5 protein-coding genes are annotated in these 22,406 nt (G+C 64.4%); 2 read left to right on the top strand and 3 right to left on the bottom strand.

All coding sequences use genetic code 11. The annotated features are described in order from the left end of the window. Nucleotides 1–28: 28 nt before the first annotated feature. Nucleotides 29–1,015, bottom strand: a complete 987-nt coding sequence (locus DZC73_RS22665; RefSeq protein WP_124542660.1) for an AEC family transporter — start codon at nucleotides 1,013–1,015, stop codon at nucleotides 29–31. Between the two features lie 284 nt (nucleotides 1,016–1,299). On the opposite strand from DZC73_RS22665, the gene DZC73_RS22660 reads away from it, so the two are divergent. After that, nucleotides 1,300–3,348: a serine/threonine-protein kinase gene (locus DZC73_RS22660; RefSeq protein ID WP_161974706.1), complete on the top strand. Its 2,049-nt coding sequence runs from the start codon at nucleotides 1,300–1,302 to the stop codon at nucleotides 3,346–3,348. A 103-nt stretch (nucleotides 3,349–3,451) separates the two neighbouring features. On the opposite strand, the gene DZC73_RS22655 is transcribed toward DZC73_RS22660, so the two are convergent. Both DZC73_RS22655 and DZC73_RS22645 read right to left on the bottom strand, forming a co-directional pair. Then, nucleotides 3,452–3,700, bottom strand: a complete 249-nt coding sequence (locus DZC73_RS22655) for a hypothetical protein (RefSeq protein ID WP_124542658.1) — start codon at nucleotides 3,698–3,700, stop codon at nucleotides 3,452–3,454. A gap of 16,287 nt (nucleotides 3,701–19,987) precedes the next feature. Continuing rightward, nucleotides 19,988–21,214, bottom strand: coding sequence for an FAD-dependent monooxygenase (locus tag DZC73_RS22645; protein WP_235835244.1), 1,227 nt, complete (start codon nucleotides 21,212–21,214; stop codon nucleotides 19,988–19,990). A gap of 88 nt (nucleotides 21,215–21,302) precedes the next feature. Here DZC73_RS22645 and DZC73_RS22640 point away from each other — a divergent pair, with 88 nt between their 5' ends. After that, entirely contained in the window at nucleotides 21,303–22,349 is a 1,047-nt protein-coding gene (locus DZC73_RS22640) for an SPFH domain-containing protein (protein WP_124542656.1), read from the top strand. Nucleotides 22,350–22,406 lie beyond the last annotated feature (57 nt).

Raw genomic sequence — 22,406 nt, 5'->3', positions numbered from 1 at the left:
AGTTTCCAAAGTGGTCTAGGTCACTGCGTCACCGTGGTGACATCACAAGGCTTAACACCGCCAGCCACAGTGGTGCAGTGAGCACGAAAGCGAAGGTGGAGAACACGATGGCCGCGGTGGCCTCGGCCTCCTGCGTCTCGTAGCGCTGCGCGAAGATGAGTGCGTTGGAACCGACAGGCAGCGAGGCGGCCATCACCACCACCGCGAGCGGCGTGCCGGACAGGCCCATGCCCCAATGTCCGGCAACCAGCACCACGGCGGGGAGCACCAGCAGCTTGAGCACCGAAATGGCGATCGCGCCCTTGGCCGCGCCGCGCACGCCGTAGTAGGCCAACGACATGCCGATGAGCACCAGGCACAGCGGCACCACGGCCTGCGACATGGTCTGCAGGGTTTCATCCACCACTGCCGGCAGCGGCGGGAAGAGCGCGTTCCACACCAGCCCGGCCAGCACCGGCAGCACCACGGGGTGGATGATGGTGTTGCGCGCCGTCTTGGCCACCGTCTGCAGCAAGTGCGTGTTCGAATGACCCTGCTGGCGCTTCTCACGCGCCAGGTCCAGCTCCACCAGCGCGGTCAGCACGCTCAGCAGCGTGAGCGCATGCAGGCTGATGATGGTGATGTGGATGGACAGCCCCGCCTCGCCGAAGAGCGCGGCCATCATCGGCACGCCGATCTGCAAGGTGTTGCCGAAGGTGCAGGAGATGGCGCGCACGCTGGGCGCGGCCACCGGCAGGCGGCCGGTGCGGTTCCAGCGGCGCTGCCAGAGGTAGACCAGGCCCATCATCGCCAGCACCGGCACGAAGAAGGCGGCGAGGATCCCCCAGGGCAGGGTCGAGAACTGCACCCGCGCCGTGGTGCGAAACAGCAAGGCTGGTATGAAGATGTAGAAGGCCGCGTTCGACAGGGTGCGGGCGGGGTCGTTGTCGCCCAGCCACCGCAGCCGGCCTGCCACCCAGCCCAGCGCGACGATCAGGAAGATCGCCACCAGCTTGAGGAACACCAGGGTGGTCATGCGGGGGGCCTCGGGTGGACAGGGGCCGGGCGCACGGCTTGCTGCATGGGGCCTGTGGGGGTGAGGAAGCGGCCAAGGATAGCCGTCCGCCGCGGCACTTCCCTTCAAAAACAAACACAAAAGCGAACAGACACCTACATGGGAGGCGACTTAAGCTGAGTCAGCAGTAGGGATTCCGAGCCATGAACCATCCACGTCCCCCCTGGGCAGATCCGCCCATCCCGTCCGGCGCCCGGCCTTCTTTCGAGGCTGCGGGCGATATGCGCGCGTCTGCGCCATCCGGCATGGGGGCGACGCCTGTGGAACCGGCCGGTCTTGAGGCCAACCGGGCAGACGCGCTGGCCGAGGGCTCGCGGCTGGACATCTACGAGATCGAGCGCGTGCTGGGCGCCAGCGGCTTCGGCTTCGTCTATCTGGCCTACGACCCGAGCACGCGGCAGCGGGTGGCGATCAAGGAATACCTGCCCGACACGCTGGCCGTGCGCGACGAGGACGGCATGCAGGTGCTGGTGCGGGCGGATTCGCACATCGAGGCCTTCGAGCGCGGGCGCTCGGCCTTCATCGAGGAATCGAATCTGCTGGCGAAGTGTGAGCATCCGTCACTGGTGCGGGTGCTGCGCAGCTGGCAGGCCAAGGGCACGGCGTACCGCGTGATGCCGTACTACCCGGGCAACTCGCTGTTCAGCCTGCGCGAGGCGATGGAGGCGCCGCCGGACGAGGCGTCGCTGCGTGCGCTGCTGGATGGGTTGATGGGTGCGCTAGAGACGCTGCACAAGGCCGGTGCGGTGCACCGCGAGGTGTCGCCGTGGAACATCCTGCTGCTGCCGGATGACACGCCCATCCTGCTGGACTTCAATGCGGCGCGGCGGGCGATGGTGGGGGATCGGGCGAGGGCCTTGATGTCGCTGCTGTCGCCGACGTTTGCACCGCCGGAGCTGATGGACCCGTCGTCGGAGAAGCCGGTGGGGCCGTGGACGGATGTGCATGCGCTGGCGCAGGTGGTGGTGTATTGCTTGACCGGGCAGATGCCGCGGTCGTCGACGTCGTCGTCTTCGCAGCGTGAGCCGATGGCGGTGCTGGTGCGGCGGATGCAGGCGCGGTTTCCGACGCTGCACTTCAGCGACTCGTTCATGCGCGCCATCGATGCGGCGCTGTCGCCGGATCCGGCGCATCGGCCGAAGGTGATGGCGGAGTTGAGGAAGCGGCTGGATGATCATCCGGTGCCGATGGTGGTTGGGATCCGGGAGGATGAGCCGGTGGTGTCGGCTTCATCTGACGAGGCTCCTTCGGTGGAGGCTGTGCAGACACCGTCTGCAGACGCTGATTCGTTGACAAAGGACGTGCCGGTGAAGAAGTACACGCAACCGCATGGGCCTGCGGCGCCCGACGAATCAGCATCGGCCTCCGAAGGGTCGGCGCAGGATGCGCCTGGTGCCGACGATCGTCCCTTGATGGACTTGTTCCGTGAAGCCGTGGCGCGGGCGGATGCGACGTCCAGTCGGGCGGAGCCTGCACGGCCGAAGGATGCTGGCTCGGTCGCAGGCGAGTCTCGGTCTGAGGAGCCGTTCTATTCGGTGCTGTCGGCGAGTGAGGGGCGTGACGCGGCGAGCCCGCCTGTCGTGCCCTCTAGCAAACCGGTGGTGACGTCGCGCTCGCCGAGCAGCTTCGCGATGTATCCCGAGGAGAGGGTACCGACCTTTGACTTTGCTGCGCGCAATCGCCGTGTGAGGCGTCGCTGGACCGCGGCGACGGTGGTGCTGGCGGTGAGTGCGATGGCGGGTGCTGCGTGGTGGGTGCTGCAGGAGCGATCGGCGACGGAACTGAGGTCGGCGTTCGAGCAGGCGGTGTCGCGGGAGGTGGGTGTCAAGGCGCCGGTGGCGGATGCGTCGCCTGCGCCAATTGCCGAACATGCTGCGGCCGCCTCGGCCGTGCCTGCAGCGACCAATCCGCCTGCGCCGACCGCATCGGTGCCTTCGGTAGTTTCCGTCCCTGCGAACGAGCCGCCAAATGCGTCAACCCGTCCGGGTCCTGCGAACGTGACGGCCGTGGCGCCAGAACCCACGGCTGCGCTGAGCTCAGGCACGAGCGCCCAGGCCGCTACTGCGGCGACAGCACCGGTCGATGCCGATCAGCACAACGAAGCCCCGGCACCAAAGAAGCCCGTCAAGCAGACTCACGCCAGCGTCAAACCCACCATCACCAGCCCTCGCGAAGCCTGCGGCGCCCGCACCGATTTCTCGCTCTACCGCTGCATGCAGAACCAGTGCGCCCAGGCGCAGTGGAAGCAGCATCCGGCCTGCAAGCGTCTCAAGGCAACTGACGAAATCAGCTAAGACGATGACAGTACGAGTCAATGTTGCGAGCCATACGTACACATTTCGGCCTATTCAAGGTTGAACCGTTAATCCTTATCTTTCCGTGGCTCGTTCGTTCAAACTAGCCATTCGACTTTTGAGATGCATAAATTGTCAATTTACTGAGCATGGCCTTTTGCTCTGCATCGAACATCTCCGACAGCTCCTCGAAATCCGCATCCAAGGAGAACTTAGAAAGATTCCTTAGGCATGCGCCTAGGAGGGCCAGCATCCCGTTAGCGTCGTACACGAATTCATCCCCGTTGACCGAGCGCCACTCCTCGAGAAATAAGAGTAGCTGATCCAACGTCTCTACTTGATCCAGGCTCATACCAAAACTCCTCACTAAGGCTTGCTCGATTTGTGGCGCGAGATCCTATCAAAGGCAATCGATAGAAGTTCACGCCCAGCCTCATCAAATTCACTGTCAGCTGCGACTATTCGAGCGTGGAAAATGTTCTTTTCAGTGGGTGCATATAGAATGTCAAAACCCGCAGCCCGAATGTCTTCAACAAAAGAGCCTGACAGCGTATCGCCCCGCACCATAGCACGCTGAGCGCCAAACATCTTTTTAAATTCACCCGAGATCTCCAAGTCAGTAGCAATAGAAACAGACTTACCAGGAGCACTCACTTCCCCTATCGGCCGATCATCAATCCCGGGTCTTAGTATGAAATTCCCTGGCTTGTTCGTGTTGCCCAGCACAACAATTTCCAGTCCATCTGGAATAGGCTGACCAGGGACCAAGCCCTCCAATTGCGGTGGCAACGCTTTGACCGGCTCTGCATAACGTCGAACTACTGACGCAAAAGTCCCATCTTGTCCAGATAGTACGGTCCGATAGTCAAATGCCGGCCCAGCCTTTGCCAGAATCGGATCAAGTTCCGTTGCGATACTGAATGCACCTCGCTCAGCCGTCCAAAGAGGAAACTGACTTGTGGCAGTGCCACGGGTGACTCCAGCCCCGAAGAGTCCCTTGGCCGCCATGACCAAGGTCAGACCATCGAACGTTGCAGCTCCCGAGCGTTCCGCTCCATTGATGTTTGTTCGGATGTAACTCCAGTCTGTTTTTGGCTCGAATGCACGAAACAGCGTCTCTCCCGTGTCGACCAAAAGGGTGTTGTAGGCCCTTTTCAAGAATCCAATGGTCGGCGCATCGTTGCCTGCAGTTGAGGGAGTGTCGGAGCCGAGGCTGTTGTAGTACAGGCTACCCGTACCCGATACCTTGTCCCTAAAGCTGCGATCGCTCGCCCACAGCGCTTGCAGCGGCGATGGCATGCGAGCAGCCGCCAGCTCGGCTAAGGCCTGCGGGTTGTACGGCGGCACGATGTAGCGCGATTGCTGTGCCGCAAAATCCTTCTGCGCACGATCCAGAGCCATGGCCTCATCTAAGGTCATGCCAGTGCCGCCTGCGAAGCTTCCGCCACCTCGACTTGCATTGAAGTTCGCAGGTACCAACTCAATGCCTTGTGATTTTCGAAGAGACAGGGCCTTGCCATATGCGTCGGCTCGTGCGTTCTGCTGCACCAGCGCCGCCTTGGCACTCACGGCTGCCTGCGCATCCTCTGCCCCCCACACCCTGCCCGCCGTGGCGTTGAAGTTCTCCCAAGCACGCGCCCTGTCCTCGGACCGATTGAGCCGTGCGCTCTCAGCCGTCGTCTGGTCGGGCATAGGCCTGCGGTAGTAGTCCACATCGGCCGCCATGTTGGCCTCGTTGAGCGCCGTGCGATTGTTCGCCCTCCCGTACTGCTGCACGTGCTCCGATTCACCACCGACTGGCCACGGCTCGGGCTCATGCATCGCACGTTCGTAGGCACTGCTCGACTGCGCAGTCAGGCTTTCGCCCAACGCATTGCCAAACGCATCAGCCGCAACTCTGCCGAGCGACACCCGTCCCGATTTCGCCAACGATGTCGTTACCCCGCTGGAGATTCCGGTCACACTCTTCCTGGCAAAGTCAGCGCCGAAATTGCCCAGTTCCTTGAAGGCTCCCGCCTTGTCCAGTCCGTCACCGATCTGCTGCCCGACAAGTGATCCCAAGCCAGCAGCCGCAACAGCCTTCCAGTTGAAGTCGTCCTGCAAGCCCAGGGCGATGCTCATGCCCTGGCTCACGGCATTGTTGATGACTCCTCGAATGATGGTGTTGGCGATCGGACTCCCAGTCAGAGGATTCAGCTGCAGGCCCGACCCAACTGCCCCCGTGACTGCCGCCAACGCCACCTGCCTCCAGTCGAACTTGTCGATGATTCCAAGTTCCTTGCCGACGACCTGGCTGGTGATCGAGCCCAGGACTGCACCGAGGGCGCCACCGCCGGTATAGGCGGCCACCGCCACGGCAATGACCACCATGACCAGTTGGCCAAGCGCCCCGCAGTCATCCTTCTTCAACGCCGGCAGATTCGGCGTCGTGTCGCCAATCACCGAACTCACATCAAAGGGCTTGAACGTCCCGCTGTTGTTGTGGATCGTGCCGACCTTGCTCGGGATGCTGATCGTCTGCCCCACGCGCAGGTCACGGTCGCCGGTCAGGCCGTTGGCCTGGGCGATCTGGAACCACAGCGATTCGTCGCCGAAGGCACTGCCGGCGATGCTGCGCAGCGTGTCGCCGGTACGCACGGTGTACATGCCCACCGATGCCGCCGGGTAGTTGCCGGTGATGCTCTGGAAGCCGAAGTTGAAGTCGGCCACCGGCGCGAAGCGCGGGCTGCCGTCGCCGTTCTTCGGCGTCACGCGGTCGACGCCCACGCCGTAGGTGGCCAGCACCTCGCCGTTGACCACCATCTCTCGCTGCACGTTGGTGTTCTGGGTCACCATCAGTGCGCGGCCGTTGGCGTCGTTGATGAAGGTGCGGTTGTTCGCCGCCATCGTGCTGTCGGTGATGCCAACCAGGAAACCGTTGGCATCGTAGGTCTCCGTCGTGGTGCCCGGCGAAGAACCAGAGGACGCGTAGCCCGAGATGGTCGACTCCTTGTACCCGTCGAACTTCTTCAGTGTGTAGTTGTAGGTGTAGTTGATGCCGCTGGCAGCGTCCAACATGCGGTAGTTCAGTACGTTGCCGGCGGCGTCATACGATGCAGCCGCGTCGTAGTACAAGTCCGCCTTCGCGCCGTTGTCGCTCTTGAGCAGCTTCTTGTGCACCAGCCGGCCGGTGGTGGCGTCGTACTGGTTCCGCTGGGTTTCCAGGCCGATGGCTTGACCCGAAGGCGTGTTGGCATTGAGCGCAGCGGAGTAGCCCGTGGGCAGCGTGCCATTGGGGCCGCTTTGCACCACGCGATTGTCGGCCGCGTACATGCGCAGGTCCAGGGTCACGTAGGCTTCGTTGCTGTCGTTCGGACCTTGCAGCAGCCGATCCACGCGCGTGAGCCGGTCCAGCGCGTCGTACTTGTAGGTCTCGGTAACGTATCCCGGATCGGTGGTGTAGGTGGGCGGTACGTCGTATTGATAGGTCGGATTGCCAGAGTCGTCGTAGTTGACGATGGTGTATCCCGCCGTGGTCTTGATTCTGTTGCCCCAGAACTGGTCGCTGGTCCGGTTGCCATTCTTGTCATAGGTGATCTTGTGCCCTTGGGCAATCACCTTGGCCCCGTCCGCCGGGTCCACCACGGTGCCGATGGTTCCAGCCGGGTTCAAGCCGTCCACCACCGTCTGCCGGTTCATCTCGTCGTACTGGAACCAGCGCTCCGCATCGCGCGACGTGTCTGCGTCCTGCCGCGTCGTGCCCGAATTGACCAGGCCGGTGTTCACGTGCGTCTTGATGGACCTGCGGTTGCCCACGCTGTCGTAGGTGATGGCGATGCGTGCGCGCTCGTCGGTCACCAGGGCCAGGCGGCCCAGGGTGTCGTAGGCGAGGTGGTCGTCCTGCGCGACCGTCGAGCCCTGCATCGTCTTTTCACGTGTGTGGTGACCGGCCATGTCCCAGTCGTAGGTGGTGACCTTCGTGCTGGCCGGATCGCTGGCATCGACGATCTTCACCAGTTGGCCCGCGGCGTCGTAGGTGTTGGTCAGGTTCTGGCCGCGTGCGTTTGGCCGCACGCTGGTCTGCGCGGTCAGTTGCTTGGCGTTGTCATAGTTGTAGAGGCAGAGAGCGCCACCGATGTCCGTAGACGCCAGCACCCGGCCGAAGTAGTCGTAAGTCCACAGCGAAGCATTGGTGTTCGCGTCGATCTCACTGATCTTGTGGCCGAAGGAGTCGTAGGTGGTGCGGGTTGTGGCACCCAGCTGCACCGTCTCGATGACGTGCCCGGCCAGATCCAGCTTGTACTTGGTCTGATGGCCCGCAGCATCGGTCTGCTTGATCTTGCGGCCGGCCCAGTCGTATTCGATGGTCTCGCGCAGCGTCTGCTTCGAGCCGATGACAGCCGACATGTCGGCATTGAGCGAATACACGTCCACGCCGGTGTGCTGGGTGGCCGACAAGCGGTCCAGCTTGTCGTACTCGTAGACGGTGGTGTGAAGCGCCTTGAATGCCGCGCTCGAGGATGCGTCGTTGCCCATCGCATCGACCATGCTGGTACGGTCGCCAAAGGCGTTGTAGCGGTAGGTCACCACGCCGCGGTCTGCGTGCATCTCGCTGATCACGTTGCCGGAGCTGTCGTACTGCTGGGCATTGATGTGGCCGTTCGCATCCTGCACCGCCACCTGCCTGCCCAGGCGGTCGTAGTAGGTGAGCGTCATCGGGCTGCTGCCGTCGAAGCCACCGGCACTACCGGGCTTGAGTTCGGAGATGCGCTGGTTGTTGGCGTTGTAGGTGGAACGGGTGATCCAGTTCAACGAGCGCGGGTCGTTCACCTCCAGCACGTTGCCCCAGCGATCGAGCAGTTGTCGGATCATCGGCCGCGGCGACACGATATCGGTGGTCGAGTTCGTGGGCGTGCCGGTGTTGAAGCTCAGCGTGGGGCCTGGGACTTCCTGACCGTCCTGCCCAGTCGTCAGCACCTGGTATTCGTAGGTGGTGTTGGCCGACAACGGGATGCGGCTGCCATCCACGCGCACGGCGTCGCCAAAGTTGACGAGGTTGTCCGTGGCAACTGCGGTCCATCCAGTGCCCCCCTGCACGCGGTACTTGAAGCCGGTGATGCGGCTCACCCCGTCACGCGGCGTTCCGGCCTCGATGCCGATGCCGTACGCAACGCCGAAGCCTGCGGCATACCGCTCCATCACCGGCTGCCAATTGCCCTCCGCGTCCTGCTTGTAGACGACGATGTGGTTGATCTTGGAGATGCCGTCCGCGCCCGCCGGGTATGTCACGGGGGTGTACCAGCTCACCGTGGCACCCGAGAGCGCCTCTTCGTTGGTGAGGATCTGCGTGGCCGTGCGCGACACCGATTGCTTGCTGGTGTAGTCGACCTGCACCTTCACGCCACCCGCGCCCAGGCCTTGCAGCGTGGTCCAGCTGACGGAGATCTTGTCTTTCGCTCCGGTGGTTGTGCCGACTTCAAGGATCGAGGCCGTCAGCGACAGGGAACGCGTGGCCACGCCGGTGCGCAGCTGGTTGCGGGTGGGGTCCAGCCGCTCCACCAGGCGTCCCGCAGAGTCGTAGCGCATGTCGACGCGGCGGGTATCGGTCCAACCCGCCACAGTGGCGATGTCGTTCAGGTTGAAAGCGTAGTGGCCGAAGTCGCGATTGCTGGCACTGGCCGAGCCGGCGCTGCGGATGTCAGCGGTCTGGTGATCCTGCAGGTCGTACAGGAACACCTTGTCGATGCCGTCACCGCTGTTGGTGTGCCACAGGCGACCGGCGTTGTCGTACTCGAAATACTCCTGCTGCCCTTCATTGATGCCCTTGGAGGTCATCTCGCCGAAGGCGTTGTATTCGTAGTTGGTTCGGGTCGTGCCGGCAGCGCTCTGCGTCATGAGCGTGACACCATTGCCGACCGCCTGCGACGCGGTGCCACTCCAGCGAACCACCCAGGAACCGGCCACCAGCTGCCGGATCTGCACGTTCTTCAACTGCTGGATGTATTGCGCGGTCACAGCCACGCCAGCGGCCGCGTCAGCCGCTGTGTAGGTGTAGGTGGAGTTCGCCGGGGAGAGCTGGTAGACGCCCGTTCCGGGGACGGTCTGCCCCTGCATGTAGTCGACGCTGACTTCGACAGTGCCGCCCGCGCGATCGATCAACCCAGCCCAGGACAAGTTCACCACCGAGGTACCCAGCGTGGCCAGCACCCCGGCCTGGTATGTGGTCGTTGGTGCCGGGTCTTCGGTCTTGATCAGGCGGCCTAGCTTGTCGTACTGGTTGATCTGGAACAGAGTGCTGACGCCACCGTCGTTGCTGTTGACAGACTGCCAGGTGCGGGCCAACTGGCCGCGCTGGTTGTACGAGTTGAAGCGGAAGACACCGTTGGCGTCCATCGTCTGGGTCGCGTGCCCCAGGCTGTCATAGATCGTGTAGGTGGATCGGTCGGCGCCATCGGCCACGATGGCCGGATACCCCCAGGATCCCGCCTGCGAGACGTCCTTGTATTCGGCGGCCGCGCTGGCGCCCTTGGCGTAGTCGATCTTGACGACCACGTTCCCCAGCGCGTCGCGGCGGAAGACCGTCAAGGGCGTCAGGTCGGCTTCGGTCGATGTCCCGGAACCTGCACGCGTCGGCGCTGCGACAGCCGTGACGCGCCCCATGGCGTCGTAGTAGCTGTAGGTCGAATTGCCGTAGGTGTCTGTCGTGCGGGTGAGGTTGCCCACGGCGTCGTAGCCGTAGTAGGTGGTGACTGCACCGCGGACGGTGGTCACGGAGGTGACTTGCGGATTCTCGGTGTACCCAACGTTCAGCCGCGACTCGGAGACCTTGCGGCCCATCGCGTCGTAGGTCGTGTCGGTGCGGCGGTCGTCGCTGCTCGTCGATGGATTGCCGTAGTTGGGATCCGCGAAGTTGCTCGTCTCGCTGTACGAGTTCACCGCCTGCGCATTGGCGTACTCCAGCACGCTCACCTGCTCACCGAACGCGCTGAAGCTGCGACGCGTCAGGTAGCCCAGTTCATCGATGCTGGCCACCTGGTGACCGGCGCGGTCGTAATAGTTGTAGACGTAAGTCCACGGATTGACCGTCGCATTTGGATTGCGCAGGCGCGCCACCTTGATGAGCTGGCCAAAGGCATCGTAGGTGTTGCAGGTCGTCTTGCCCGCCGTGGCGTTGCCCTGCTTCGTGTCACCGTCGAAGGTGTAGGCGGCTGATTCGCGCGCCTGGGTCAGCAGGCCCCGTCCGTCGTAGGTGTTGGTGATGGTGCGGTCTTTGCTGTGGTCGCCAGCGTTCACGATGGCCGCGATCTGCGCCACCGTCGGCGCCTGCCCGGCGTTCGCCGGCGTGCTGTTTGCCAGCGACGTGCCCACCCAGTAGCGCGTCACGGTCAATGCCTGGCCGAAGACGTCGCGGTCGTAGCCGGTAACGAAGCCCATGGCATCGACTTCATAGCGCACGCGGCCCAGCACGTCGTAGGCCTTGTAGCTTGTGCTGCCTGCAACGTCGATGTTCGCCACCGCGTTGCCGAAGGCGTCGTAGAAGGTCTGGGTCGTCAGCGGGAGGTCGTCTTCCTGCACGACCGACAGCGTGGATGCGGTGGCGTTGTAGTACTTGACCTTCGGATAGGTCACCTTCGTCTGGCGACCCAGCGCGTCATAGGCGTAGCTGGTGGTGCGCTCGTTGGCGGTGCCAGTGGCTTCGGTGCGAGAGAGCAGATTGCCGAAGGCGTCATAGCGCAGCGTGGTGACGATGGCGGCCGTCTTGCTGGCAACGTCATCGACGACGAGGTTGCCTTGGTCCATTTTCAGGACTGTGAGCGCGACCGTAGGTGAGATCTCGGTGACCATCCGGCCCAGCCTGTCATAGGCGTAGGTCCAGACGCTGCCCTTCTCGTTGGTGAAGGTCAGCTTGTCGCCGAAGGCGTCGTAGGTGAAGGATTGGTTCTTGCCGGCTGCGTCGGTGGTTTGGGCGACTCGGCCGAGGTGGTCGTAGGTCGTCTGGGTGGTTCGATCAACACCCGGCTGGAGTTGGACCCGGGCGGCAATGTCCGATGCGCGGACGACCGAAGGCAGGTCCTGCAGCGAGATTGTTTTGGCGTAGGCCGTGGCCGCGGCAACCTGGCCGGCCTGGTTGTATTGGCTCTGGGTGATCGTGAAGGCCTTGGCCGTTCCGTTGATCGACACCGACATCGCCTTGTAGATCACTCGCCCGTCCTGGTCACGGGCATAGATGGTCTCGTGGGCATTCAGGGTCGAGGCCGGCAGCAGGTTGCGAACGTCGCTGGGGCGGGTTGTCGACGTCACGCTCGACGCATTGATGACCGTGTCGTAGGCAACCGTCCGAGCGACTTGGCCGTAGGCGTCATAGATCGTTTCGACCACCGCACCGGCTGCATCGACGGCGAACCGGACCAACCCGTCCAGGTCTCTCACCAGCTTCGTGCTGCGGTCTTGCGCCGTCTGGTTCGCGGCCTGGTCATAGAAGGCGTTCATGGACACGTTGTCCACGGCACCGGTGTATCGCAGCCCATACTGGATGGTCTCGGATACCCGGTCGAATGCGTCGTAGCGCTGGCGGGTGACTGCGCCGGAGGCATCGATGGCGTAGGTCTGGCGGCCGTCTGCGTCGTAGACCATGCGCGAGACCTGCGCGTCCGGCCCGCTCTCCACCAGGTTGTCCACGTACGCCGTGGTCTCGCTGGGAACGCTTGGGTAGCGTTGCGTCGCAAAGAACGTGTGGAAGCTCGTCCAGGCAAACTGCTGGTCGCTGCTCTTGTACACATACCCGCTCGTGCGTGCACTGCCCTTGGCATAGAAGTACAGCGTCGCTCCCGCCTGCTCCGTGGTGATCTCCACCACGTACGTCGTGCCCGGCGTGTACACCCCAAGATCCACCAGCTGCCCATCGTTGAGCAGCCCGTACGTCAGCGCGTACACGTGGCCGTCCGGCTGCAGCAGCGCCACCAGGCGCGAGTACTTGCCCCCGGCCACCATCTCGATGCCCGCGTGCAGCGTGTTCTGCAGTTGCGTGGGCGTCAGCTCGAACTTCACCGAGCTGCCTGTCGCCAGCGTGCGCGTGCCCACCGTCGTGGCCCACGAGTTGCCCGCCTCCGGACGACTGATCAGCTTCAGCCGGCCGCCCTCCCACACCCCCGCGTTCCCGCTGACACCCTCCAGCCCGCTGTCGAACGTCGTCGTCGTGCTCTGCGTGGCCGCTGCCAGCTCGGCTTCCGTCGGACTCGCGCTCACGCTGATGCGTCGCTCGTACCTCAGCGTGGACACCACTTGCCCCAGCGCGTCGTACTTCGTCTCGCTCACGTACCCTTCAGCATCCACGCTGTACCGCGCCCGGCCTGCCTTGTCGTACACCACCCGCGTGGTCTGTGCATCCGGTGCGCTCTCCACCAGGTTGTCCACGTAGGCCGTGGTCTCGCTGGGAACGCTGGGGTAGCGTTGCGTCGCAAAGAACGTGTGGAAGCTCGTCCAGGCAAACTGCTGGTCGCTGCTCTTGTACACGTACCCGCTCGTGCGTGCACTGCCCTTGGCATAGAAGTACAGCGTCGCTCCCGCCTGCTCCGTGGTGATCTCCACCACGTACGTCGTGCCCGGCGTGTACACCCCAAGATCCACCTGCCCATCGTTGAGCAGCCCGTACGTCTGCGCANCTTCCGTCGGCGCCGCGCTCACGCTGATCCGACGCTCGTACCTCAGCGTGCTCACCACCTGCCCCAGCGCGTCGTACTTCGTCTCGCTCACGTACCCTTCAGCATCCACGCTGTACCGCGCCCGGCCTGCCTTGTCGTACACCACCCGCGTGGTCTGTGCATCCGGTGCGCTCTCCACCAGGTTGTCCACGTAGGCCGTGGTCTCCGCAGCCACCGTGGGTTCGCGGTGCGTGCAGAAGTACGTGCGGAAGCTCGTCCACGCGAAGTCCTGGTCGCTCTTGAACACGTACCCGCTCGTGCGCGCACTGCCCTTGGCGTAGAAGTACAGCGTCGCCCCGGCCTGCTCGGTGGTGATCTCCACCGTGTACGTCGTGCCCGGCGTGTACACCCCCAGGTCCACCAGACCGCCGTTGCTCACCAGCCCATACGTCTGCGCGTACACGTGCCCGTTGGGCTGCAGCAGCGCCACGATGCGCGAGTACTTGCTGCCACCCACCATCTCGATGCCTGCGTGCAGCGTGTCCTGCATCTGGTTGGGCGTCAGGTCGAACTTCACCGAGCTGCCGGGCACCAGCACCCGCGCGCCCACCGAAGCCGCCCATGTCCCGCCCGACTCGGCCTTGCTCACCAGCTTGAACCGCCCCGCATCCCACACCCCAGCGTTGGCCGTGAACCCGTCCAGCCCGCTGTCGAACGTCGCCGTCGTGCTCTGCGTGGCCGCTGCCAGCTCGGCCTCCGTCGGCGCCGCGCTCACGCTGATGCGACGCTCGTACCTCTGCGTGGACACCGCCTGCCCCAGCGCGTCGTACTTCGTCTCGCTCACGTACCCTTCGGCATCCACGCTGTACCGTGCCCGCCCAGCCTTGTCGTACACCACTCGCGTGGTGTGGTCCGCACCTGCCGTCGGCGTGATCCACGCATAGTTGTTGGAGACGATGCCATTGGCCTGGACGGCAGTGTTGATACCCATCTGCCTGGCGGCATAGCGGATGGTCTGCGTGACGTGTCCAGCCGCGTCGTAGATGTTCTCCGTGAGGCCGTATTCCGGATCAAGGCTGTACTTCAGCCGGTTCCCCCGGTCGTAGGTGTAGCGCGTGTGCTGCAGGTTCGCATCGATGATCCGCGCGAGGTTGCCGCCGGCGTCGTAGGCGTACTGCGTGACCTGGTTCAGCCCCGCCGGGTCCACCGTCTGGGTGCTCTTGCGCCCCGCCTTGTCATAGGTGAAGACGGTGACCTGATCCACGGCAGGATTGGCGCTCACGATCGCTGCCACACCTGCCTTGCCGACGATCATGTCGGCCGGCGTCGTCGCATCCGCCAGCAAGGCGCGGTTGACCGCCGTGCCGTAGACGATCGTGCGCTCTACATTGCCCGCGTAGTCGTAGCGCGTCTCGTTCACGCTGCCGTTGGCGTCGATGGTGAAGCGCAGCCGGTTCAGCGCGTCGTATACAAACCTCGTGCTTCGGTCGGCCGTCGTACTGGCCGTGATCGCAGACGCCACGTTCTCCGGCTTGAGCGCCGCCGGCACCACAATCGTGTTGGCGTAGCGGATCGTCTCCACCACCCGACCCAGCGCGTCGTAGCGCTGCTGCGTCACCGCATTCGTCGGGTCGATCGTGTAGACCACCCGACCGTCCTTGTCATAGGCGTAGCTGGTGACCTGGTCCTTGTCCGCGTTCGGCGTGAAGTACGCGAAGCTGTTGGCGATGGTCCCGTTGGCCTGCGGGAAGGTCTGGATGCCCATCTGCCGCTCGGCGTAGCGGATGGTCTGCTTGACCTGCCCGAGCTGGTTGTAGACGTTCTCCGTCAGCCCGTACTCCGCATCCAACGTGTAGCGCAGGTGGTTGTCCGCGTCGTACAGGTAGCGCGTGTGGTTGCCAGCCGCATCGATCGTGCGCGCCAGGTTGCCCGCCGCATCGTAGAAATACTGCGTGGTCAGGTTCAGCCCCGTGGGGTCCACCTGCACGCTGGCCTTGCGGCCCAGCGCGTCGTAATTGAACCTGGTGACCGTGCCGTTGGCATCGGTGGTGGTCAGCACCCGTCCGGCGTTGTCGTAAGTACTGCTGGACTGAATATTCAGGCCCGACGGGTCCAGCGTCACGTTGAGCACCTGCCCCTTCAAGTCAAAGGTGGTCACGCTCACCGTGCCCGCCGCATCGGTCACCGTCAGCTTGTTGTTGACGTCGTCATAGACGCTGCTGGTGGTGATATTCAGCCCCGCCGGATCGATGCGCTTGGTCAGCACCCGGTTGATGGCGTCGTAGGTGTAGCGCACCAGTTCTTCGGACGACCCCGGCCGCACGTTGGCCAGGCTCGCACCGGCGTTCACCGGGTTGCTCACGCGGGTGGCGTAGCGCAGGCTGCGGTCCACGTTGCCGTTGGCGTCGTACACCGTCTCGGTGAGATAGCCCTCAGCGTCCAGCGCGGCTACCGCCTGGCCCTTCGCGTTGTAGAAGAACACCGTGCGGCTGTCGCCGGCGGCGTCCTGCGGACGGACCTGTCCCAGCAGGGCGCCTGAACCCGCTGCGGCGTTCGCATGACGCACGCTGCCGGTCAGCTCGCCGGCCGCGTCGTATTGGTTCTCGGTGAGGCTGCCGGCGGCATCCAGCGTGCCCAGCAGGCGACCGTCGTTGTCGTAGAAGCTGCGCTCGGTGCGGTCCCAGGCAGTACGCGCCGGGGCAATGGAAGCCGGGGACGGGTTGGACCCCAGGCCGCTCACATCGATGGTGGCGGAGTAGCGCGTGGTGGCCACCACGCGCGAGGCGGCGTCATAGCTCAGTTCGGTGACTTCGCCCAGCGCGCTGATCGTCTTGACCAGCCGGTTGGCACTGTCATACGCCTTCCAGCTCTTGCGGTCGGTGGACGAGCCCGCCGGGCGGATGCTCGCCAGGCTCACGTTCAGCGGATTGCCGGAGCCGTCGACCAATGCACTCACGCTCACGGCGTTGGTGTAGCCGATGATCTGCGTGACCTGGTTGTTCTTGTCATAGACGTACTCGGTGAGCTGCCCGAGTGCATCCACCTCGGCCACCATGCGGTCAGCCTCGTCGTAGATGAACCAGTGCCGCACGCCGGTGGCGTCCACGCTCATGCGCAGGCGGTTGTCCGCATCGTAGTAAGACTTGGCCTCGCCCAGGTTGGTGCCGCCAGCGTTGGACTGCAGCACCGACACCAGCCGTCCGGCCCGGTCGTAGGTGCTGGTGGTCACCAGGCCATTGGCCGCCGTGATCTTGGTCTTGTTGTTGGCGTCGTCGTACTCGGTGGTGGTGGTCTCGCCCAGGGCGAGGTTGCTCACCGTGCGCACGCGACCCAGGCCATCGTAGGTGTACTGCGTCGTCGCGCCCTTGGGCGTGATCGTGCTCAGCAGGCGGCCGCGCGGGTCGTACACGTACTGCGTGAGCGATTGCGTGCCGTCGGTCACCCCGACACCGTTCACGTCCACGCTGGCATAGGTGGTCGTGCTCGACAGTTGGCCGATGGCGTCGTAGGCGTAGTCCTGGCGCAGCGTCTTGCTGCGGTCCTGTCCTGCCGCCCAGGCGGCCATCTGCGCCTCGGTGGGGACGTCAGCCTCGCGCAGGCGGTTCACCGCATACAGGCTGGCGGCGTACTGGATGCTCGCCGTGCGCTCGCCGCGGCTGTTGTAGACGTACTCCGTCACCCGGCCTTCGGGGCTGATCGTGTAGCGCAGTTGGTTCTTGCCGGAGGCGTCGTAGACGTAGCGGCTTCTGGCAGCCGGCAATGCGCCGAACTTCAGGTCGGTGACTTTCGAACCGATCTGGTAGAAAGACGCGTCCGCATACAAAGGCTGGGTGATCGTCGCCGCCACCGTGCGCAGCACCACGCCATTCTTGATGTAGCGCACATTGGCGCCGTCATAGGTCACAGCGAGCGAGTCTCCGGCGGCATAGCTGCCAAGCTCCTGCGCCGGGTTGCCGTTCTCGTAGGCGCACAGCGAACCTCCGGCACGGCAATACATCGCCCAGTCCAGCGATGCGTAGCTGTTGTCGGCCAGGGGGTCGGTGTTCAGACCCACCATCAGGTACCGGTCGTTCTGCGGCGTGACGAAGCTGACCGCGGCGCTGCCCACGGAGCTGGTCGCACTGTGGAAGCCTGCATCCCACACGTACTCCGAGCCGGACACCTTCGTGGCCGAGCCACCCACCAGCAGCACGTTGGCATCGCCAATGAACGGCGTCGCGCCGAATTGGAGCCCGATGACCTTGGCGCCCAAGCTGTAGAAGGCTGAATCCGCGTACAAAGGCTGGGAGATGGTCGCGGTCACCGAGTAGACGATCGCCCCGTTCTTCAGGTAATAGACCGTCGACCCGTCATAGGTCACCGAGAACCGGTCGCCAGCGGCGTAGCTGCCTAGCTCCAGCAATGCCGACCCATTGCGCGTGGCGCAGGCCGTTCCGTTTCCGCGCAGGTAGATGCCCCAGTCAACGTTGTTGGAGTCCTTGGGCGCGCCTGGATCGGTGTTCAGGCCGACCATGAGGTACTTGTCAGCCTGTGCAGCCACGAAGCTCACGTAAGCTCCGCCGGCATACCCTTCCTTGCTGTTGAAACCGGAGTCCCAGACAGCCGTGGCGCCACCGACCTTGACTGCGGTGTCGCCCATGAGCAGCATGCCAGCACCGTTGCTGAACTGCGTGCCGCCAAACGCCAGGTTCGTCACCTTGGCGCCCATGCTGTAGAACGACGCGTCCGCGTACAGCGGTTGGGCAATGGTGGCCGCGACCGTCCGCACCACCGTGCCGTTCTTGACGTAGTAGACCGTCGCACCGTCGTAGGTGACGGCAAAGGAATCGCCGGCTGCGTAGCTGCCCAGCTCCTGTGTAGGATTGCCGGACTGGACGGTGCAGGCTGTTCCGTCGCCTCGCAGATAGATGCCCCAGTCGACCAGATTCGAATCCTTGGTCGACCACGGGTCTGTGTTCAAGCCAACGATGGCGTACTTGTTGTTCTGCGTGGCGGTGAAACTCACCGACGCACCACCCGAGTAGCCCGTCTTGCTGTGGAAACCGGCGTTCCAGGAATCACCTCCAGCCGTCTTGGACGCAGTCGTTCCCAGCAGGCTGATGCCGGCGTCGTTGACGAACTTGCAGTCGCCGTATTCCAGGTTGGAGATCTTTCCTCCGACATGGAAGAACGAGGAATCCGCATACAACGGCTGGGTGATCGTGGCCGCCACCGTACGGATGACCACGCCGTTCTTCATGTAGACGACATTGGTGCCGTCATAGGCCACTGACAGCACATCGCCCGCCGAATAGCTGGCCAGGGAGCTGTACGCCACGCCGTTCTCGAAGGCGTCGATGATGCCGTCGGCCCGCGCGTAGATCGCGTAGTCGATGGTGGCGTAACCACTGTCGGTTCCCGGGTCGGTGTTCAGACCGACCATCAAGTACTTGTTGTTCTGCGCCGGTACGAAGCTGACGTACGCGCCGCTGGTGAAGCCTTCTCGGCTGCTGAAGCCGGCGTTCCAGCCGTCCACGCCACCGGTCTTGGTCACCGTGTCGGCCACCACGCTGATGCTGTTGTCCGCAATCAACCCGCCCGGCGCTGGCGCAATGCCGCTGCTGTCCCCATTGCTCGGCACCGACTCGGTCAACAGCTGATTCGCAGCGTTATAGGTCCGCACGAGCGTATTGCCCGCCGAGTCGCGCTGCAGCGTGAGGTTGCCGCGCGCGTCGTACTGCATGTCGACCGTGCGGCCTTCCGCATCCATCACCTGCGTCACGTCGCCGTTGGCGTTGTAGGTGTAGCGGGTGATGGCGGACACGCCGTTGACAGCCGGCCCCGTCACCTGGGTGAGCTGCCCTTGCGCGTCGTAGCTGTACACCGTCGCCTGGGTCAACGCATCGGTCACCGTCGTCTTGCGGTTGACGGTGTCATAGCTGAAGCTGGTGGTGTTGCCCAGCGCATCGGTCAGGGTCCGAACGCGGTAGTCGGAGCCCACCAACTGGTAGGTGATGCCCAGGCTGGTGCCGTCGCTCTGGGTGATGGTCGCGACCCGCGCGCTACCGCCTTCGTAGGTGTAGGTGGTGGTGTAGACCTTGCCGTCGGCGATGCTGCCGTCTTCGGGCGTGAGGTCCACCGTCACGTGGTACAGCCGGTTGCTGGTGTCGTAGTCGTAGCGCACGCGCACCACGTTCGCGCCACCGGCCACCACCGTGCGCACCTGCGTGAGCTTGGTCCCGCTGTAGTCATAGAACGTGCGGCGATCGCCGTTGGGGTCGACGATGCTTTCAATGCTGCCGCTGGCGCCGTAGGTGTACTGCAGCGTGTTGCCCGAGGCGTCCTTGGTAACCATCAACCGGCCGGTGGCGGCGTCGTAGCGCTCGGTCAGGCCGGTGCTCCCGTCCGTCCAGACGTAGGGGTAGGTGGTGCCGCTTTCGTAGCCGAAGCTGTCGTAGGCGCCGGCACCGGCAGTGCTCAGGTACTTGCCGCTCGCCGCATCCCAGGCATAGGTCGCCTGGGCGCCGTCGCGCTCGGTGCGAACGATGGTGCTGCCCGCCGTGTTCAGCGTGCCCGTGAGCCGCATCTGGTTGACGTAGGTGCCCAGCGACCAGTTGTCTCCGTTGTCGTCGGTGAGTTGCCCCAGGCTGTTGTAGGTGCGCAGCGTCTGGGTGGTCAAGCCGTGACCGGCCCAGCTCTCGTCAAGGTCCTGCAGCACCAGGTTGCCGGTGGCTGTGTTCACATAGGCGGATTCGCCTGAGCGGCCATTGCCCGCGTTGCCGATCGCCCCGCGTTGGCCCAGCGTCGTCAACGAACTCAAGCTCACGCCCAGGCTGTTGCCGCTGACGATTGCCACCATGTCTCTTTCTCCCGGAGTTCTCTCTGATGCCCGGTCGCCACCTCTGGCAAACCTTCGAGCCACAAGACAATCTGTCCGAGGGAAACGCCGGCGGTTTAGCCGGGCTGTGCGCATTGCGCGCAAGTCACATTGAGTTACATCGGGGTTGGTGGGTGAGGAGCATTAATCCGGGGCCTGGGCACTAGCGCGAACCAAACATCATCTGCCTTGCCAGCGCCGACTTCACCGGCTTCAGCGCCTGCAGGGCAACCATGCCCAGGCCCCGCGCCGCCCCCGCCCCCGGCAGATGCCAGGTGAAGCTGCGCGCCAGGAAATCCGTCGCGGCAATCATGGCCCAGCGGTCAGGCCCGCGGGTCCATTCGAGCCGGCGCAAGACCGCATCCACATCTGCCGACTTCGACAAGGCCCGCACCAGCTCGAACGCATCGCGCAGGCCCAGGTTCAGCCCCTGCCCCGCCACCGGGTGCAAGGTCTGCGCCGCGTTGCCGATGCGCACGGTTCGCCCCTGGGTGAGCGTGCGCTCGGCGTTCAATCCCAGCGCAAATCGCTTGAGAGGCGACACCGCTGCAATCGCACCGACCTCCGGATGGAAGAGGGTATTGAGCACCACCAGCCGCTGCTCGTCCGACAAGGGATCGACCGGATCGTCGTCGCTGTTGACGCACCACACCAGGCCCGCCTTGCCGTCCTTCAAGGGCAGCAGCGCGGCCGGCCCGTGGCGGGTGAAGCGCTCGAAAGCGACGCCCGGCTTCGGGTCGGCCAGCGTCACCGTGCCCACCCAGGCGGTCTGCCGGTAGTCGTGCGTCACCGACTTGCGCACCTGGTCGGAAAACACCCCGCCTTCGGCCACCACGGCCAAGTCGAAGATCTCCGCAATGCCCGCATCCACCTCCACCCCGCCAGCCACCGGCTTGAGCGCCTTCACCGGCGACCCGAAACGCGTGAACAACCGCTGCGGCGCCTGCGCCACCGCCTCGAACCACGCCTTCTGCAAGGGCGCGACGATGGCGCCGTAACTCAGCACCGCCCCCAGCATCGGCACCGCCTCGTCGATGGCCCGGATGCGCACTTCCGGCTCCGGCACCAGCCCGCCCAGGATGGCCGGCAGCGACGGCGGCTGCTGCGACACATGCACCTCCAGGATGCGTTGCGCCGCCGCGTCGTTCCAGGCGCCCACGCGCTGCAGCATTTGCACACTGCCCAGCGACAGCGCCAGCGTGCGCGGATCGCCCGAGACGTCCTTGTCGGCCGGGCGGGCGTCGAAGACGGAGATGCGCGCCCCGGGCAGGGCACGGGCTGCATGCAGGGCCAGCGCCAGCCCCACGGGGCCGGCGCCGATCACCGCCAGGTTCAGGTTTTTCGCCGCCGCCGATTCCAGCACGGCACTTCCGCTCGCATTCGCGGTCAACTCACACCTCCGGGGGTATTCATTTCAATGGCGCGTCGTATTATTCGCCGCACCCGGGGTTCCGGGGTCATTTGGAAGGGAAATCGCCATGGGGCTGATGGATTTCATCAAGAAGCAGTTCATCGACGTTCTGGAGTGGACGGAATCCGGCGACGGCACCCTCGCCTGGCGCTACCCGATGGCCGGCAACGAGATCCAGTACGGCGGCTCGCTCACGGTGCGCGATTCACAGATGGCCGTGTTCGTCAACGAAGGCAAGATCGCCGACGTCTTCGGCCCGGGCCGCTACACGCTCAACACCAGCACCCTGCCGGTGCTCACCTACCTGCAGAACTGGGACAAGCTCTTCCAGAGCCCGTTCAAGAGCGACGTCTACTTCTTCAGCACGCGAATGCAGATCGACCAGCGCTGGGGCACCACCCAGCCGGTCACCATCCGCGACAAGGACTTCGGCGCCGTGCGCCTGCGCGCCTTCGGCAACTACAGCTATCGCATCGTCGACCCGAAGCTCTTCTACCAGCAGATCTCCGGCACGCGCGACATCTACACCACCGCCGACCTCGACGGCCAACTGCGCGCGCTGATGCTGCAGCACATCTCCGATGCCGTCGCTTCCAGCGGCCTGGCCTTCCTGGACCTCGCGGCCAACCAGGTCGAGTTCGCCAACCAGCTGCGCCTGGCCACCGGGCCGGCCTTCGAGGCCATCGGCCTGAAACTCGAAGGCGTCACGCTGCAAAGCGTGTCGCTGCCTGAAGAGCTGCAGAAGATCCTCGACCAGAAGATCGGCATGGGCATGGTCGGCAACGACATGGGCAAGTTCATGCAATACCAGACGGCACAAGCCATGCCCCAGCTGGCCGCCGGTGCGGGCGGTGGCGGCATGGCCGGCGACGCCATGGGCCTGGGCGCCGGCGTGGCCCTGGGCCAGGTGATGGCCAGCCAGCTCGCGCAAGGCCTGCAAGGCAGCATGCATCCCCAGCAGGCGGCACCTGTTGCTGCCGCCGCGGCCGCGGGCGTGAAGCCCGAGGACGTGATGGCCACGCTGGAAAAGCTGGGCGACCTCAAGGCCAAGGGCATCCTCACGCAGGAAGAGTTCGATGCGAAGAAGGCCGAGCTTCTGAAGAAGCTGGTCTGACGTCACCGGGCGGGCTTCGGCCCCGCGCGGCGCGCCTGAGCAGGACGCGCGCCGCGT

The sequence above is a fragment of the Rhizobacter terrae genome (assembly GCF_003852895.1).
GTDB classification, from domain to species: Bacteria; Pseudomonadota; Gammaproteobacteria; order Burkholderiales; family Burkholderiaceae_C; genus Albitalea; species Albitalea terrae.
Note: the sequence above shows the minus strand (reverse complement) of the source record. Positions and strands in the feature narration are given on the sequence as shown.